14 protein-coding genes are annotated in these 15,645 nt (G+C 66.0%); 3 read left to right on the forward strand and 11 right to left on the reverse strand.

Annotation, left to right across the window (positions count from 1 at the left end):
• Positions 1-631 precede the first annotated feature (631 nt).
• The 5 genes from ACK41U_RS17385 to ACK41U_RS17405 form a co-directional block, all read right to left on the reverse strand.
• Positions 632-1,510, reverse strand: a complete 879-nt coding sequence (locus ACK41U_RS17385) for a YdiY family protein (RefSeq protein ID WP_409682930.1) — start codon at positions 1,508-1,510, stop codon at positions 632-634.
• A 518-nt stretch (positions 1,511-2,028) separates the two neighbouring features.
• The gene (gene nusB / locus ACK41U_RS17390) at positions 2,029-2,514 is read right to left on the reverse strand and encodes a transcription antitermination factor NusB (protein ID WP_409682932.1); all 486 of its coding nucleotides are present in this window, start codon (positions 2,512-2,514) and stop codon (positions 2,029-2,031) included.
• A complete protein-coding gene (locus tag ACK41U_RS17395) occupies positions 2,511-3,056 on the reverse strand; it encodes a 6,7-dimethyl-8-ribityllumazine synthase (RefSeq protein ID WP_409682935.1) in 546 nt (181 codons plus the stop codon). The genes nusB and ACK41U_RS17395 overlap by 4 nt, the downstream gene beginning before the upstream one ends.
• 3 nt (positions 3,057-3,059) lie before the next feature.
• The gene (ribB, locus tag ACK41U_RS17400) at positions 3,060-4,178 is read right to left on the reverse strand and encodes a 3,4-dihydroxy-2-butanone-4-phosphate synthase (protein ID WP_409682937.1); all 1,119 of its coding nucleotides are present in this window, start codon (positions 4,176-4,178) and stop codon (positions 3,060-3,062) included.
• Between the two features lie 109 nt (positions 4,179-4,287).
• Positions 4,288-4,887 (reverse strand): riboflavin synthase, encoded by a 600-nt coding sequence (locus ACK41U_RS17405; RefSeq protein ID WP_409682940.1) that lies wholly within the window; start codon positions 4,885-4,887, stop codon positions 4,288-4,290.
• 294 nt (positions 4,888-5,181) lie between these two features.
• Here ACK41U_RS17405 and ACK41U_RS17410 point away from each other — a divergent pair, with 294 nt between their 5' ends.
• From ACK41U_RS17410 to ACK41U_RS17420, 3 genes are all read left to right on the forward strand, one after another.
• Entirely contained in the window at positions 5,182-6,441 is a 1,260-nt protein-coding gene (locus tag ACK41U_RS17410; protein ID WP_409682943.1) for a capsule biosynthesis protein, read from the forward strand.
• A 134-nt stretch (positions 6,442-6,575) separates the two neighbouring features.
• The gene (locus tag ACK41U_RS17415; protein ID WP_409682946.1) at positions 6,576-7,664 is read left to right on the forward strand and encodes a polysaccharide biosynthesis/export family protein; all 1,089 of its coding nucleotides are present in this window, start codon (positions 6,576-6,578) and stop codon (positions 7,662-7,664) included.
• Positions 7,665-7,672: 8 nt separating this feature from the next.
• A complete protein-coding gene (locus ACK41U_RS17420; RefSeq protein ID WP_409682949.1) occupies positions 7,673-9,676 on the forward strand; it encodes a capsular polysaccharide biosynthesis protein in 2,004 nt (667 codons plus the stop codon).
• Positions 9,677-9,741: 65 nt separating this feature from the next.
• Here ACK41U_RS17420 and ribD read toward each other — a convergent pair whose 3' ends face one another.
• The 6 genes from ribD to rpoD all read right to left on the reverse strand — a co-directional run.
• Positions 9,742-10,725, reverse strand: a complete 984-nt coding sequence (ribD, locus tag ACK41U_RS17425; RefSeq protein WP_409682967.1) for a bifunctional diaminohydroxyphosphoribosylaminopyrimidine deaminase/5-amino-6-(5-phosphoribosylamino)uracil reductase RibD — start codon at positions 10,723-10,725, stop codon at positions 9,742-9,744.
• Between the two features lie 26 nt (positions 10,726-10,751).
• On the reverse strand, positions 10,752-11,216 hold the full coding sequence (gene nrdR / locus ACK41U_RS17430; protein ID WP_409682952.1) for a transcriptional regulator NrdR: 465 nt from the start codon (positions 11,214-11,216) through the stop codon (positions 10,752-10,754).
• 118 nt (positions 11,217-11,334) lie between these two features.
• Complete coding sequence (locus ACK41U_RS17435) at positions 11,335-11,775, reverse strand: secondary thiamine-phosphate synthase enzyme YjbQ (RefSeq protein WP_409682955.1); 441 nt, start codon at positions 11,773-11,775, stop codon at positions 11,335-11,337.
• Positions 11,772-13,250, reverse strand: coding sequence for a DNA recombination protein RmuC (rmuC, locus tag ACK41U_RS17440; RefSeq protein ID WP_409682958.1), 1,479 nt, complete (start codon positions 13,248-13,250; stop codon positions 11,772-11,774). The genes ACK41U_RS17435 and rmuC overlap by 4 nt, the downstream gene beginning before the upstream one ends.
• A 33-nt stretch (positions 13,251-13,283) precedes the next feature.
• Positions 13,284-13,745 (reverse strand): BLUF domain-containing protein, encoded by a 462-nt coding sequence (locus ACK41U_RS17445; RefSeq protein WP_409682961.1) that lies wholly within the window; start codon positions 13,743-13,745, stop codon positions 13,284-13,286.
• The coding region (rpoD, locus tag ACK41U_RS17450) for an RNA polymerase sigma factor RpoD (protein ID WP_409682964.1) at positions 13,735-15,645 on the reverse strand (1,911 nt) is incomplete at its 5' end. The genes rpoD and ACK41U_RS17445, both read right to left, overlap by 11 nt.

Consider the following 15,645-nt stretch of genomic DNA (forward strand, 5'->3'; position numbering starts at 1 on the left):
GCGCCAATCTCTCGACGCCCCGTCCGGTCATCCATCCCAGAATTCTTCCCGATCCAACCGCACCGCAGCGCGTCTTCCCGGCCCCTCCAGCGTTCCCGCCTTCGGTGAAGCGGTATTTAGGGGGAGCGCAGATCCTCCGCAACAGGAAAATGACATGAAATGAGAATATATCTTCAAGTTACTGAAATTATGTCATTATCTTGTAGTGAAATATCGGTTCAGCCGTCTGGCGCCAAGAATCACCGATGCCACAGCGCCGCCGCAAACCGCAATTTCGTCACCCCGAACGCCCGTCTGCCGCGTCTGACTTGAAATGCGGACTGAAGCGGACTATTTCTGGCCATGGCGGGCTTCTGCTCTTCGCGTGATCGGCCATTTTTCCACTGGCCTATAAGTTTTCCGAGGGCGCTGGCTCTGTCGTGACCCTGGTCACGTTACCCGGTACCCACCTGATGTTCAGGCTTTCGGGAAATCTGACGCCGACGCGGTCGCTGCGGTTCCCGCCACCCTTCCCCACCCCCTTCATCGACAGCCTCTCTGTCGCCAGCCCCATGGCCGGCCGGAGGGCATGCAAAAGGGCGGCCCACGAGGGGCCGCCCTTTCCAGAGAGACTTCGATCCAGAGGGACGGATCAGAAGCCGTAGACGACTGCGATGCCCAGACGGTTGTCGGTGCGGGTCTCACGGTCTTCGACATATTCGGTGCGGTAGCTCATGCGCGTGGCCAGCTGGTCCGAAACGCGGAAGTTCACACCAAGTTCGTTGGTGACGCGGTCTTGTGCGTCTTTCGAACCAAGATAGTCGGTGTCGTTGGTCAGGAAGATCGTGTCGTTGAAGCGGTGGTACAGACGCGACGACGCGATGTAGCCGATTTCGGTGTCCGAACCTTCGTCATTGCCAAAGGCGGCGCCGGTTTGCTGGTAACGGATACCGACACCAGCCTGAACACGCCATGCGGTGTCCTGGGTGTTGATGATGCGGTAGCCCGGACCAAAGCCCAGGAACCCATCGCGGCGAAGGTCGGTCGGGCGGTTGTCACCGTCAACCAGACCATCGACCTTCAGGCTGCCCAGAGCAAAGGCATACAGCTGGTCGTTGAAGTAGTACTGGGCGTCGTAGATCGCCTGAGTCTCTTCGGTGTCCCGCTCGCCGCTGTCGTTCTCGCCGAATTCGATCGAGACGCCGACGCTTTGCGCGAACTGGCCCTGATTGTAGTTGACGCGGCCCGCGATCGCCAGATCCTGGTTCTCGGTGTTGCCGGTGCGGCCGGTGTAGCTGAGCGACATGGTGCCGAACAGGCCGGTGCGACGGTCAGCGGGACCAAAGCGGTCCTGATCGGCGGAACGGTCGAAATCGTCCTGAACCGCATCTTCGATGTCGGTGATGCGGTCGTCGATGCTGGTCACACCCACGACATTCGCGCCGGTGGCGCGCTCGGTTTGTGCGAAGGCCGGAACCGACAGGGCGGCCAGGATGGCGGCGGTGCTGGTCAGCAGCGTAACTTTTTTCATTATATGTCCTCACGAGCTGAGTGTCGTTGTCCTGGCGAATATGCCGCCAGAGCATCTCTGCTGGGACTACAATTAAATCGCATCCGGTCCGGTTCAAAGAGGCGCGCATGACGTCGCAAGATGCCGAAAACGTGAGACGGGAATGGCCTGTGGCGGGACAGCGGGTCTTTGCTCAGCGGGGCGCGAAATGAAACGTGATGCAACCATTTATGACAAAGCGTAAGCAACGGCTGTCGCTTATGCTTTTGCCAGGAAGCTGGCGGCAGGGGCGGGCGGCCTTGTGCAACCGCATGAAACAGTCGCGTGACTGCCCCGAAAACAGGCAGGCTTGAGTGACCGGAAAGCAGCCCGAAATGTTGCAAATTGGTCACGATGCCGTCGGCTCCGTACCGGGGCAATCAGGCTGGCCGGGCCACGATAGCGACGATGGCCGGGCAGACCAAACATTTTCTGCGGTGAGGCTGACATGAAAAAGCCCGGACAACGCCGGGCCTCATCACCGTCAGGGCTGCCTGTGATCAGAAAGCGTCAGCCCGCAACTCGCGCGCCACATGGTCCAGCACCGCATTGACGAATTTCGGCTCTTTCCCATCGGGAAAGAACGCCTCGCACAGGCGGACATATTCCGAAATGACGACCTTGGGCGGGGCCTTGGCCGCCACCAGTTCGGCCCCGGCGGCGCGGAACAGAGCGCGCAGCACCGGGTCGATACGGCTGATCGGCCAGCGTGCGACCAGACCGCGATCCGTCGCCTGATCAATGCGCGACTGCCAGACCACGACATCATCCAGAATGCGCGCGAAAAGAACCTCATCCGCCGCTGCGGTCGGGCCATCGCGGTCCTCGGCCTCGATACGGAAGCTCTTGAACTCGCGCGTGACGCGGTCGGCGGATTGCCCCGCTGCCTCCATCTGAAACAGCGCCTGCACGGCATACAGACGCGCTGCGCTGCTGAGGGTGCGGCGGTCGGGGCGCGGCGTGTCAGAGGTGTCGGTGCCGGTCATGCTTTGCCCTGCCCTTCCAGTTCGCCCGCAAGGCGGATCACATCGTGCTGCGGCGCAGGGCGGCCCGGCACCGGTTGCCAGCGCCGCGACAGCGCGATCAGATGCAGCGCCGCCGCGACCGCGCCGCCGCCCTTGTTCTGCCCGCCGGGATCGGCGCGAACCTGCGCCTGCGCCTGCGTCTCGACCGTCAGGATGCCATTGCCGATGCACAGGCCCTGCAACCCCAGCAGCGTCAGCGCGCGCGAGCTGTCATTGCAGACGGTGTCGTAATGCGTCGTTTCGCCCCGGATGACGCAGCCAAGCGCCGCGAACCCGTCATAGCGTCCGGCCCGCGCGGCCAGCGTCACGGCGGTCGGGATCTCCAGCGCGCCGGGAACCTCGACCACATCCAGTTGCGCGCCCGCAGCCTGTGCCACGGCCTGCGCCCCGGCCAGAAGGTCGTCCGCGATCGCCCGGTAATAGGGGGCGATGACGGCCAGCAGTCGCACCGGCGCGTCAAAACGCGGCAGCGGCAGGTCGTGATGCTCGGTATTCGATGCCATGGATCAGTCCTTGGGGATAGGCCGGGTGGAATGGATGGAAAGACCGTAGCCGTCAAGCCCAACCACCCGCACCGGCGCAGTATTCGTCAGCAGCACCAGTTCCGACAGCCCAAGCGCCGACAGGATCTGCGCGCCCAGACCGTATTGCCGCAGGATATGCGACCCGGCCTCATCCGTCTGCGTGATCGCCTGCGTCAGATCGCGGATCAGCACGACGACGCCGCGTCCCTCATCGGCAATTGCCCGCATCGCCGAGGGAAGGCTGCCACCCGCACCGCGCTGCACGCCCAGAACATCGTGCAGCGGGTCCATCGCATGCATGCGCACCAGAACCGGGCCGGGCGTGGTCAGATCGCCCTTGGTCAGCACGATATGTTCCGCGCCCTGCGTCTCATCGGCAAAGATGCGCATCATCCAGTCGCCGCCATGGTCCGAGGTCACCTGCCGCTGCGCCCGCTCGACGATCAGATTGTCGTGGCGGCGGCGATAGCGGATCAGGTCGCTGATCGTGCCGATCTTCAGCCCGTGGCGCTGCGCGAAGGCCACCAGATCGGGCAGCCGTGCCATGCTGCCATCGTCATTCATGATCTCGCAGATCACCCCCGCCGGGTTCAGCCCCGCCAGCCGCGAGATGTCCACCGCCGCCTCGGTATGGCCCGCGCGCACCAGAACGCCGCCATTGCGGGCGCGCAGCGGAAAGATATGGCCGGGTGTGGCGATGTCTGCCGCGCCTTTGGTCGGATCAATCGCCACGCTGATGGTGCGGGCGCGGTCATGGGCGCTGATGCCGGTGGTCACGCCCTCGCGTGCCTCGATCGACATGGTAAAGGCGGTCTCGTGGCGGCTGGAATTGCGCGGGCTCATCAGCCCCAGCCCCAGCGCCTCGATCCGCTCGCCGGTCATCGACAGGCAGATCAGGCCGCGGCCATGCGTCGCCATGAAGTTGATCGCATCGGGCGTGGCCATCTGCGCCGGGATGACCAGATCGCCCTCGTTCTCACGATCCTCATGATCGACGAGGATGAACATGCGGCCATTGCGCGCCTCGTCGATGATCTCTTCGATGGGCGAGATCGCCTTTGACAGGTCGCGTTCGACCGGGCCGGGTTCTTCAAACTTCATGTGACTGTCCTTCGAAATAGCGCATGCCGCTGACGAACCCCGCCAGCCCGGCTTCCGCCATGATATACAGTGCCGGGCCGCGATTGTGACCGATGCCCGCGCCCATCGCTCAGACCGCGCCCGCCTCGGCCAGCCGCGCGACATAGCGGGCCAGCGTGTCGATCTCCAGGTTGACGGCGTCGCCCTCGCGCGCCTCGCCCCAGGTCGTGACCTCTTGCGTATGCGGGATCAGGTTGATGCCGAAACGCACCCCCTCGACCTCGTTCACCGTCAGCGAGGTGCCGTTCAGCGCGACCGAGCCCTTGGGCGCGATAAAGCGGGCCAGCGCCGCCGGGGCCTCGAACACCAGCCGCAGACTGTCGCCCTCGCGCGCGGCGCTGACAATGTTGGCGACGCCGTCAACATGGCCGCTGACGATATGGCCGCCCAGCTCGTCGCCCACCCGCAGCGCCCGTTCAAGGTTCAGCCGCTTGCCCACCGACCAGCCATTCGCACCGATATTCGTCTTGGACAGCGTCTCGGCCGAAATATCCACGTCGAACCAGTCGGCGCCCTTGGCCACAACCGTCAGGCAGACACCGTCGCAGGCGATCGAGGCGCCCATATCCACGCCCGCCATGTCATAGCCGCAGCCGATACGCGCGCGCATGTCGCCGCGCATCTCGACGGCAAGCACGCGGCCGATATCGGTGATGATCCCGGTAAACATGCTGTCCCTTCCATGATCCTGACTCCCGACCTAGGCGAAAGCGACAGTCCGTTCAAGCGGACACGGTGCAGACAAATAAGGCAGTTTACTGACAGCGCCGACGGCTCTGTGACAAATGGCTGGTGCAATCAGACCCGTCATGCCATGAGCTTTGGCAGTAATCGTTCACAAGTTCACGTTTTTTCAGATTGCCCCATGTTCCGTCAAAACCCCCTTCCCGCATCCGCGTCGGGCGGCGATGCACCCGCGTGCGACGCCGTCCCCCCCGAACAGATCACAGATCGTGTCTTTCTGATGTTGCAAGGCCCGCATGGCCCGTTCTTTGACCGCCTCGCGCGGCTGCTTCGGGCGGCCGGCGCCCGGGCCTGGCGCTGCGGCTTCAATGTCGGGGACGAGTTCTACTGGTCCGACCGCGCATCTTTCATCCGCCACGACGGGGGAGAGAACGACTGGCCCGGCCATCTGGGCCAGATCCTGACCGACCGGAGCATCACCGACATCGTGCTGTATGGCGATGTCCGCCCGATCCACGCCACCGCCCGAAAGCTGGCGGTTCAGCGTGGCATCAGGGTCCATGTCTTCGAGGAGGGCTACCTGCGCCCCTACTGGATCAGCTACGAGCGGCAGGGCTCGAACGGCAACTCGGCGCTGATGCAGATCCCGCTGGCCCAGATGCGCGCGGCGCTGCGCGAACAGGTCAGCGAGGTGCGGCGCCCGCCCGCCCATTGGGGCGACATGCGCCATCACAAGTTCTATGGCCTGTCCTATCACCTGCTTTTGCTGCTGGCCAACCGCCGCTACCGCGCCTATCGCGGCCATCGCACGGTGCCCGTCGCGCGCGAGGTGCGCCTGAACGCCAGACGGCTGCTGCTCTCGCCGCTTTATGCGGTACAGCGCAGCCTGCAATGGCGCCACATGCGGCTGTCGGGCTGGCCGTTCAGCCTGGTGTTGATGCAGCTTGAACACGATTCGAATTTCCTCGGCCATTCGCCCTATACCCGCAACGCGCAGTTCATTGATCAGGTCATCGACGCATTTGCCCGCTCGGCCCCGCGCCATCATCATCTGGTCTTCAAGGCCCATCCGCTGGAGGATGGCCGCGCCGGCAACCGGGCAGCCATCCATGCGGCTGCCACCCGCTGCGGCGTCAGGGACCGCATTCACTATATCCGCGGCGGCAAGCTGGCCGAAATTCTGGACCATGCCCGCGCCGTCGTCACGGTCAACTCGACCGGCGCGCAACAGGCCCTGTGGCGGGGAATCCCCGTCAAGGCTCTGGGCCGGGCGGTCTATGAAAAACCGGGCCTCGTATCGGGGCAGAGCCTTGATGAATTCTTCACCCGCCCCGCCCCGCCCGACCCGCAGGCCTATCGCGTGTTCCGCGATTACCTGTTACAAACCAGCCAGATTCCCGGAGGATTTTACGCAAAACGATCGCGCGCGCATGCGCTGCGTCTGGTCGCCGACATGATGCTGGCTGTCGACGACCCCTATCAGGCGCTGGCAGCAGGATATGTTGCTCATCGTCATCAGCCCTCAGATCGCGACAGCTAAGGTGCAATAGCTGTGGCCTGAAACGAATTTCGCGGCTAGATTGCCACACAAACCGGCCAGTTCAGCCGAAGAAAATAACAGGAGAAACCGAGGTGACAGCTCTCTTCCAACCAGCGGCCGCATTACGGCTGCTGATGATCGCATCAGTCAGCCTGCTGGCAGCATGTGCCCTGCCCCGCTCTGGTCCCAGCAAGAACGAGATTTTCAGCGGCGCGGTCGAACGTGGCGGCAATACTCAGGTCATCTATGTAAATGACCATGTCGCGCGGGCCTCGGCCTTTGCGCCCTCTTTCGGGTTTTCGGCCGGGTTCCGCAACGCCGCACAGGTCGGCGCAGACGAGATCCGCTCGGGCGACCGTCTGGCGCTGGGGATCTGGGAAAACGTCGATGACGGCCTACTGACCTCGGTCGGGTCCAGCTCGGCCCAGCTGACCGAGATTCAGGTGGACAGCGACGGCTTCATCTTTGTGCCCTATGCCGGTCGCCTGCGCGCCGCAGGCAATACCCCCGACCAGCTTCGCCAGATCATTACCGAGCGTCTCAGCGTGCAGACCCCCGACCCGCAGGTGTCGGTGTCGCGCGTCGCAGGCGACGGGGCGACCGTGTCGGTCATGGGCCGTGTCAGCGGTCAGGGCGTCTATCCGATCGAGCGTCCGACCCGGACCCTGTCGTCGATGCTGGCCCGCGCGGGTGGCGTGGCCATCCCGCCCGAAGTCGCGGTCGTGACCGTCAAGCGTGGCAATGAAAGCGGCCGCGTCTGGCTGACCGATCTTTACGCCAGCCCCGCCAATGACATTGCGCTGCGTCCCGGCGACCTGATCGTGGTCGAAGAGGATCAGCGCAACTTCACGGCCCTTGGTGCGCTTGGCGGCCAGACCCGCGTGCCGCTTGGCAACGAGGTCATCAGCGCCGTCGAGGCCATCGCCATGGTCGGCGGCCTCAGCACCCAGCTGGCCGATCCCAAGGGCGTCTTCGTGCTGCGCGACGAGCCGCCATCGGTCGCCAGCCGCGTGCTGGGCAAGCCGGTCGCCTCGACCACCCGCTTTGCCTATGTGCTGGACCTGACGCGTCCCAACGGCCTGTTCCTCGCGCGTGATTTCATCATCCGCGACGGCGACACGGTCTATGTGACCGAAGCGCCCTATGTGCAGTGGCAAAAGGTTCTCGGCGCGATCACCGGCGGCGCGACGACCGCAGACCGGCTGACGAGCCTGACCGACTGATCCGCCTGATGCGCGACGACAAGCCAGCAGCCGCCGGGGAAACCCGGCGGCTTTGCATTTACAACCTCGGTTTTCTGACCCGCCCCCGTCTTGCCCGCATCCTGCGGCTGGCGGGCTGGCAACCCTGTCTGGCCCTGCCCCGCCCCGGCGATCATGTGGGCATCTGGGGCGCCAGCCCGACCGCATGGCGCGGACGCGGGGTGGCCTCGCGCTTCGGGGCCCCGCTGGTCACGGTCGAGGACGCCTTTCTGCGGTCGGTCCTGCCGGGACGGGCGCGCGGGGCGCTGGCCGCGCGGGGGCCGGTGGGCCTGCTGATCGACCCGGTCGGGCTGCATTTCGATCCGCAGCGCCCCTCGCTGCTTGAGGGGCTGATCGCTGGTCCGCTGCCTGACAAACTGGCACTCAGGGCCCGCGACGGGTTGGCGCGGTTGCGGGCGGCGGATCTGTCCAAGTACAATGGCCATGACCCGGCGCTGCCGCCGCCGCCGCCCGGCTATGTTCTGGTGATCGACCAGACGCGGGGCGATGCCTCGTTGCAGGGGGCAGACCGCGCGCTGTTCCTGCGCATGCTGGAGGCCGCGCGCGACGAAAACCCCGGCGCCCGCATTGTCATCCGCAGCCATCCCGAAACCGCCGCCGGGCTGCGCCCCGGCCATCTGGGTGCGCCGGATCTGCGCGGGCCGGACATCCTGTGCGACGGTCCGGTCTCGCCCTGGCGGCTGGTCGGGAATGCCGACCGCGTCTATGCCGTCAGCTCGCAACTGGGCTATGAGGCGCTGCTGGCGGGGCATCGCCCGCGCCTGTTCGGCCAGCCCTTCTATGCGGGCTGGGGCCTGTCCGAGGACGAATTTCCCCTGCCGCCGGACCGACGGGGGCAGGCCAGCCCCGAGGCGCTGTTTGCCGCCAGCCATCTGAGCGCGCCGGTCTGGTACGACCCCTGCCGCGACCGGCTGACCACATTCGAGGGCGCGCTGGATCAGATCGAGGCCGAGGCACGCACCTACCGGCAGGACCGCGCCGGCCATCTGGCCTTTGGCATGCGGCTGTGGAAGCGGCGCTTTCTGGCGCGCGAGTTCAGCGATGCCCGTCCCTTGCGCTTTGCCGCGCGGCCGGAGGCGCGGGTCACGCTGGCCTGGGCGGGGGCCGCGGATCAGGTGCCGCAGGCGATCCGGGTCGAGGACGGGTTTCTGCGATCGCGCGGGCTGGGCGCGGCACTGACCCCGCCGCTGTCGGTGGTGGCCGATGATCTGGGGATCTACTTCGACCCGACCGCACCCTCGCGCCTTGAGGAGTTGATCGCCGGGGGGCCGCCACCGGGGGGCGAGGCGCGGGCGGTCCGTCTGATCGCCGCGCTGATCGCGTCCCGGCTGACGAAATACAATCTGGGCGGCGGTGCAGACCTGCCGCCCCCGGACGGACGGCTGCGCATTCTGGTGCCGGGGCAGGTCGAAAATGACGCCTCGATCCTGCGCGGCGCGGGTCTTGAGCAGACCAATCTGGCGCTGCTGGCGCGGGTGCGGGCTGAAAATCCCGGCGCGCAGATCATCTACAAGCCGCATCCCGATGTCGAGGCCGGGTTGCGACCGGGCCGCATCGCGCCCGCCGATCTGGCCGGGCTGGCCGATCACATCGCAGGTGGCGCCGATCCGGTGGCGCTGATCGAGGCGGTGGACGAGGTCTGGACCATCACCTCGACCCTGGGATTCGAGGCGCTGCTGCGCGGGGTGCCGGTGACGGTTCTGGGTGCGCCCTTCTATGCCGGCTGGGGGCTGACGCGCGATCTGGGGCCGGTCCCTGCGCGCAGGCAGGCCCGCCCCTCGCTGGCGGCGCTGGTCCATGCCTGCCTGATCGCCTATCCGCGTTATCGCGATCCGCTGACCGGCCTGCCCTGCCCGGCGGAGCTGGCGCTGGAGCGGCTGGTCGCCGGGATCGGCGGCCAACCCCCGGCGCTGCGTCTGCTGGCCAAGGCGCAGGGGGCGCTGGCCGGGCATGCCTGGATCTGGCGGCGCTAGAGGGGGCGCTGCCCCCGTCGCGCAAGGCGCGACTCCCCCGGGATATTTTTCCAAGGCAAAGGGGCTTAGGGGCGGTCGATCCGCCAGCGGTGGAGGATGTCATTGCCAAGCGCGCGGGTCTCGGTCAGCGTGAAGCGGGGGGCTGCGGCAAGGGAGGGCCATCCGGTGGGGCCGATGGCGGGGCGGGCCTCGGCGCCCAGGGTCAGGCCCGCCGTATAGCCGATGAGCTCGTCGACTAGCCCCGCCCGCAGCAGATCGGCCGCCAGCCTGCCGCCGCCTTCGCAGAACAGCCGCGTGATGCCGCGCGTGGCCAGATCGGTCATGACCTGCGGCAGGGGGCCGTGCAGGTGCCAGAGCGGGCCGTGATCCGGGCCTTCGGCGGGCAGGTCAGGCAGGGGCTGATGCGACAGGATCACGCGGACGGGCTGGCGCGGGGTGGCGATGCCGCGCACGTTCATCCGGGGGCGGTCGGTGCGGGCGGTTTCTCCGCCGACCATGATCGCGTCATGGCGGGCGCGCATGGCGTGGACATGGGCGCGCGCCTGCGGCCCGGTGATCCAGCGGCTTTCGCCATCCCGCATGGCGATGCGGCCATCAAAGCTGGTGGCGAGTTTCAGCGTCACCAGCGGGCGGCCCATCGTGAGGCGGCTGAGAAAGCCTGCCTGAAGGCGGGTCGCCTCGGCAGCGAGGACGCCCTCGGTCACGTCGATCCCCGCCGCGCGGAGGAGGGCGTGCCCCCCGCCCGAGACGCGCGGATCCGGGTCGGTCAGGGCCGAGACCACCCGCGCGATGCCCGCCTGCGCCAGCGCCGTTGCGCAAGGCGGGGTGCGGCCATGATGGGCGCAGGGCTCAAGCGTGACATAGGCGGTGGCGCCCCGCGCGCCCGCGCCCGCCATGTCCAGCGCCATCCGCTCGGCATGGGGCCTGCCGCCGGGCTGCGTCCAGCCGCGCCCCAGCACGCGGCCCTCGCGCATGATCACGCAGCCGACCGCCGGATTGGGCCAGACATTGCCCAGCCCCCGCGCCGCCAGATGCAGCGCGTGGCGCATGTGGCGCAGATCGTCAGAGGTGGCACTCACTGGGGCGCGGGGCCGGGGCGCAGTTCCGACACGAATTTGTCGAAATCATCGGCGTCCTGAAAGTTCCTGTAGACGCTGGCAAAGCGGACATAGGCGACGTTGTCGATGCGCGACAGCGCCTCCATCACGATCTCGCCGATGGCCTTGGAGGGGATGTCGGTCTCGCCGGTGCTTTCCAGCCGCCGCACGATGCCCGAGATCATCTGTTCGATCCGCTCGGGGTCGACCGGGCGCTTTTGCATCGCGATGCGGATCGAGCGGGACATCTTGTCGCGATCGAAATCCTCGCGCTTGCCATTCGATTTGACGACCACGAGGTCGCGCAGCTGCACGCGTTCATAAGTGGTAAAGCGGCCGCCGCAGGCCGGGCAGAAGCGGCGGCGGCGGATGGCGACATTGTCCTCGGCCGGGCGCGAGTCCTTGACCTGGGTATCGGCATTTCCGCAGAATGGGCAGCGCATGGATTGTCCCTCTGGTCCGGCGATCCACTGCGACTATAGGCGGGACGGCAGGGATTGGGTAGTGTTATCCACAGCCTACCAGATCGGCCATAAAACCTGTGACCCGAATGCCGCGACCTTATGCCGGGCCGGACGACTGCAGCGGCTGAAAGGCCAGTGCGATCTGGCGCTGATGCGGGGCGCGGCGGTGTTCGACCAGATAAATGCCCTGCCAGCGGCCCAGCAGCATCCGCCCCGCCTGCACCGGGATCTGCAGGCTGACCGGCAGGATCGCCGCCTTCAGATGGGCGGGCATGTCGTCAGGCCCCTCATAGCGATGGGTGATCCAGGTCATCGAGGGGTGATCGGCCGGGCGCGCCAGCCGGTCCAGCCAGGCCAGCAGATCATCCTGCACCTCGGGGTCGGCACTTTCCTGGATCAGGACCGAGGCCGATGTGTGCCGGACCATCAGCGTCAGCACCCCGTCCCCCGCCCCGATGCTGCCCAGCCATGTGGCGATCTGGCGGGTGATCTCATGGCAGGCGGGGCCATCAGTGGCGACGGACAGGGTGGTGATCATTCGGCGGCCTCCGGTCCCTGCAAGGCGGGCGGGTCATCGTCCTGGGGGTCGTGATCCAGCGCGATCTGTTTGCTGGCGCGCGCGCCAAGGCCGCGCAGCATCTCGACCTGGCGGATCACATTGCCCGAGCCGCGCGACAGCCGGTCCATCGCCTGACCCTGCGCCTTATTGGCCTGATCCAGCGCGCGGCTGACGCCCTCCATCGCATCGACGACGCCTGCGACCTTGTCGTAAAGCGCCCCGGCCCGGCGCGCGATTTCCAGCGCATTGCTTTCGCGGCGCTCGACCGCCCAGATATGTTCGACCGTGCGCAGCGTCAGCATCAGCGTGGTGGGCGTGGTCAGGCCCACCCGACGCTCCATCGCGAAGGCGGCAAGACCCGGATCGGCGCGCAACGCCTCGGAAAAGGCGCCCTCGATGGGCACGAACATCAGCACATAATCGACCGAGGCATCGTCCATCCGCTGATAGCCGCGATCCGACAGGGCCACCACATGCGCGCGCATCGCGGCGACATGGCGGCGCAGGGCGGCCTGTGCCTCGGCGGGATCGTCATGGGTCACGGCGGTCTCGTAATCGTTCAGCGAGACCTTGCTGTCGATCACCATCACCTTGCCGCGCGGCATCTTGACGACCACATCCGGGCGCCACAGCTTGCCCGCCTCGTCGCGCCAGCTGGACTGCATCACGTAATGGGTGCCCGACAGAAGCCCCGAATCTTCCAGGATGCGTTCCAGCACCATCTCGCCCCAGGCGCCCTGACGCTGCTTGTCGCCTTTCAGCGCGCGGGTCAGGGCCACCGCCTCGCGGCTGATCTGTTCCGATCGCTGATGCAGCGACAGGATATGTTCACGCAACCTGACAGATTCCTCGTCCAGGATCTTGTTCCGGCTGGTCAATTCCGTCTGGAACTGGCTGACCTGCTCGCGGAACGGGGTCAGCAGCGCGGTCAGGCGGTCGTTCTGCGTCTTTTGCAGATCGGCCTGCTGGACGCGCAACGTCTCGGACGACAGCAGCTTGAACTGGCCCGTCATTTCCTCGCGCAGCTCGCGCAGAAGGGCAATGTCGCGGTCGGCGGCCTCGCGGTCCTTCTGGGCGGCCAGACGCGTCTCGGCCAGCCGTGTCTCAAGCGCACCGTGATCGCGCCGCGCCTGATGCAGCGCATCGCTCAGCGCGTCACGCTCTTCGGTCAGTTCGGTCAGGCGGGCCGATTGCCCCTCCAGCCGCGCCTCAAGCTGACCGGTGCGCAGCTCGGACAGATGGGCGCGGGCCGTGGCCTTGTCCAACGCCTCATCGGCCTGCTGCCGCAACCGGTCGGACGCCTCAAGGCGATCCTGCGCCATGCGCGCAGCCTGCCGCCAATGCGCAAGACGTCGCCACACAAGCAGCGCCACCACCGCCAGAAGCAGGGCCGCGATCTGCCATATCGCGGCATCGGACCAGTCCGCGAAATCAGCGGTGGCAATGTTCGGCATGATCAGGCGTCCCCCGTTTTGAGGGGCAAGTGTTCACATTTTGTGCTGCGGGGCAAGAGTGGGCTTGCCGGACGCCGTCAGGGCCATCAGGAACGCCGCGACCCCGCTGGCATAGTCGTTGCGGTTGACGGTCGAGCTGTCCGAACGGGCAAACCAGTCCATCAGCGAATCCTGCTGGCGTTCAAAATAGCGCATCCGCCAGTCCTGAAAGCGCCGGTGATCCAGTGACCCGGCATCCAGCACCTCGACCGCGCTGTGCCGGTCATCACCAGCGATCGAGGCCAGCACCGTGCGCAGCGAAGGCGCCGGCCCCTCCAGCCACTGAAAGAACAGTCCGGCCTCGAAATGCAGGCAGCCGGTCAGCCCCAGAGACTGGTTGCGCAGGCGGGCCTTGTCCAGAATCCGGCGCATGTCATCGGCCCCAAGTGCCGGGTCCGCCAGACTGCGGTAGAGAAAAAACCCAAGGCCCTCAATGCCATCAAGCCTATTGGTCAAGGAACGACCGCAGCTTCCTGCTCCGCGAGGGATGCTTGAGCTTGCGCAAGGCCTTGGCTTCGATCTGGCGGATCCGTTCGCGGGTGACGCTGAACTGCTGGCCGACCTCTTCCAGCGTGTGGTCGGTGTTCATGCCGATGCCAAAGCGCATCCGCAGAACCCGTTCCTCGCGCGGGGTCAGGCTGGCCAGAACGCGGGTCGTGGTTTCCTTGAGGTTTTCCTGAATCGCGCTGTCCAGCGGCAGGACGGCGTTCTTGTCCTCGATGAAATCGCCAAGCTGGCTGTCTTCCTCGTCCCCGATGGGGGTCTCAAGGCTGATCGGCTCCTTGGCGATCTTCATCACCTTGCGGACCTTTTCCAGCGGCATCTGCAGCTTTTCGGCCAGTTCTTCCGGCGTCGGCTCGCGGCCGATCTCGTGCAGCATCTGGCGGCCGGTGCGGACCAGCTTGTTGATCGTCTCGATCATGTGGACCGGGATGCGGATCGTGCGGGCCTGATCGGCGATCGAACGCGTGATCGCCTGACGGATCCACCAGGTCGCATAGGTGCTGAACTTGTAGCCGCGGCGGTATTCGAACTTGTCCACGGCCTTCATCAGGCCGATATTGCCTTCCTGAATAAGATCAAGGAATTGCAGGCCCCTGTTCGTGTATTTCTTGGCGATCGAGATGACCAGTCGCAGGTTGGCCTCGACCATTTCCTTTTTCGCCTGACGCGCCTCTTTCTCGCCGCGCTGGACCTGGCTGACGATGCGGCGGAATTCCTCGATGTCGACGCCGACATACTGGCCGACCTCGGCCATGTCGCTGCGCAGTTTCTCGACCTGATCGCGCGAGCGGTCGAACAGCGCCTGCCAGCCGCGCCCGGCCTGACCGGACATGCGCTCGATCCAGGTCGGGTCCAGTTCGCTGCCGCGATAGGCGTCGATGAATTCGCGGCGGTTGATGCGGGCGCCGTCGGCCAGCTTCACCATGCCGCTGTCGATGGTCACGATCCGGCGGTTGATGCCGTAAAGCTGGTCGACCAGCGCCTCGATGCGGCTGTTGTTGAGGTGCAGAGAGTTGACCAGAACGACGATCTCGCTGCGCAGGACCTGATAGTCAGTCTCGGCAATGGCGGAAAAGCTGTTATCCTCGTTCAGCGTCGCGGACATGCGCTGATCCTGCATGTCGGCCAGACGCTCGTAGTTCAGCGCGATCGCTTCCAGCGTTTCCAGCACTTTGGGCTTGAGGCTTGCCTCCATCGCGGCCAGCGACAGGTTGGCGCCCTCTTCGTCCTCGTCTTCGTCGTCGTTGCGCAGCGGGTTGCCGTCGGCGTCGAATTCTTCGTGCTTTTGCGTGGTGGCTGTGGTCCCGGCATCCGGGGTCAGTTCGACCTCCTCGGCCTCTTCGTCATCCATGGCCTGGCCGAAGGTGGTTTCCAGGTCGATGACGTCGCGCAGAAGGATGTCTTCGTCCAGAAGCTCTTCGCGCCACATGGTGATGGCCTTGAAGGTCAGCGGGCTTTCGCACAGGCCCGCGATCATCGTGTTGCGCCCGGCCTCGATCCGCTTGGCGATGGCGATCTCACCCTCGCGCGACAGCAGCTCGACGCTGCCCATCTCGCGCAGATACATGCGCACCGGATCGTCGGTGCGGTCCAGCTTTTCGGTCTCGGAGGCGGCGACGGCCACCTCGCGCGAGCCCGAGCCTGCCACCACGACGGCGCCGCCCTCGCTGTCATCGGCGGCGTCTTCATCCTCGATGACGTTGATGCCCATTTCCGACAGCATCGACATCACGTCTTCGATCTGCTCGCTGCTGACCTGCTCGGGCGGCAGGACGGTGTTCAGCTGATCATAGGTGATATAGCCCCGCTCGCGCGCCTCGGCGATCATCTTCTTGACCGCCGCCTGGCTCAT

Source organism: Paracoccus sp. (in: a-proteobacteria) (assembly GCF_046289755.1).
Classification (GTDB): Bacteria; Pseudomonadota; Alphaproteobacteria; order Rhodobacterales; family Rhodobacteraceae; genus Paracoccus.

Excerpts from the sequence above, each read along its gene's own strand:
- ACK41U_RS17410 (WP_409682943.1), top strand. The coding sequence starts at position 5,182 with ATGTTGCAAGGCCCGCATGGCCCGTTCTTTGACCGCCTCGCGCGGCTG.
- ACK41U_RS17395 (WP_409682935.1), bottom strand. The coding sequence starts at position 3,056 with ATGGCATCGAATACCGAGCATCACGACCTGCCGCTGCCGCGTTTTGAC.
- ribB (WP_409682937.1), bottom strand. The coding sequence starts at position 4,178 with ATGAAGTTTGAAGAACCCGGCCCGGTCGAACGCGACCTGTCAAAGGCG.
- ACK41U_RS17405 (WP_409682940.1), bottom strand. The coding sequence starts at position 4,887 with ATGTTTACCGGGATCATCACCGATATCGGCCGCGTGCTTGCCGTCGAG.
- ribD (WP_409682967.1), bottom strand. The coding sequence starts at position 10,725 with ATGCGCCACGCGCTGCATCTGGCGGCGCGGGGGCTGGGCAATGTCTGG.
- nusB (WP_409682932.1), bottom strand. The coding sequence starts at position 2,514 with ATGACCGGCACCGACACCTCTGACACGCCGCGCCCCGACCGCCGCACC.
- ACK41U_RS17415 (WP_409682946.1), top strand. The coding sequence starts at position 6,576 with ATGATCGCATCAGTCAGCCTGCTGGCAGCATGTGCCCTGCCCCGCTCT.
- ACK41U_RS17385 (WP_409682930.1), bottom strand. The coding sequence starts at position 1,510 with ATGAAAAAAGTTACGCTGCTGACCAGCACCGCCGCCATCCTGGCCGCC.
- nrdR (WP_409682952.1), bottom strand. The coding sequence starts at position 11,216 with ATGCGCTGCCCATTCTGCGGAAATGCCGATACCCAGGTCAAGGACTCG.
- rmuC (WP_409682958.1), bottom strand. The coding sequence starts at position 13,250 with ATGCCGAACATTGCCACCGCTGATTTCGCGGACTGGTCCGATGCCGCG.
- ACK41U_RS17420 (WP_409682949.1), top strand. The coding sequence starts at position 7,673 with ATGCGCGACGACAAGCCAGCAGCCGCCGGGGAAACCCGGCGGCTTTGC.
- ACK41U_RS17435 (WP_409682955.1), bottom strand. The coding sequence starts at position 11,775 with ATGATCACCACCCTGTCCGTCGCCACTGATGGCCCCGCCTGCCATGAG.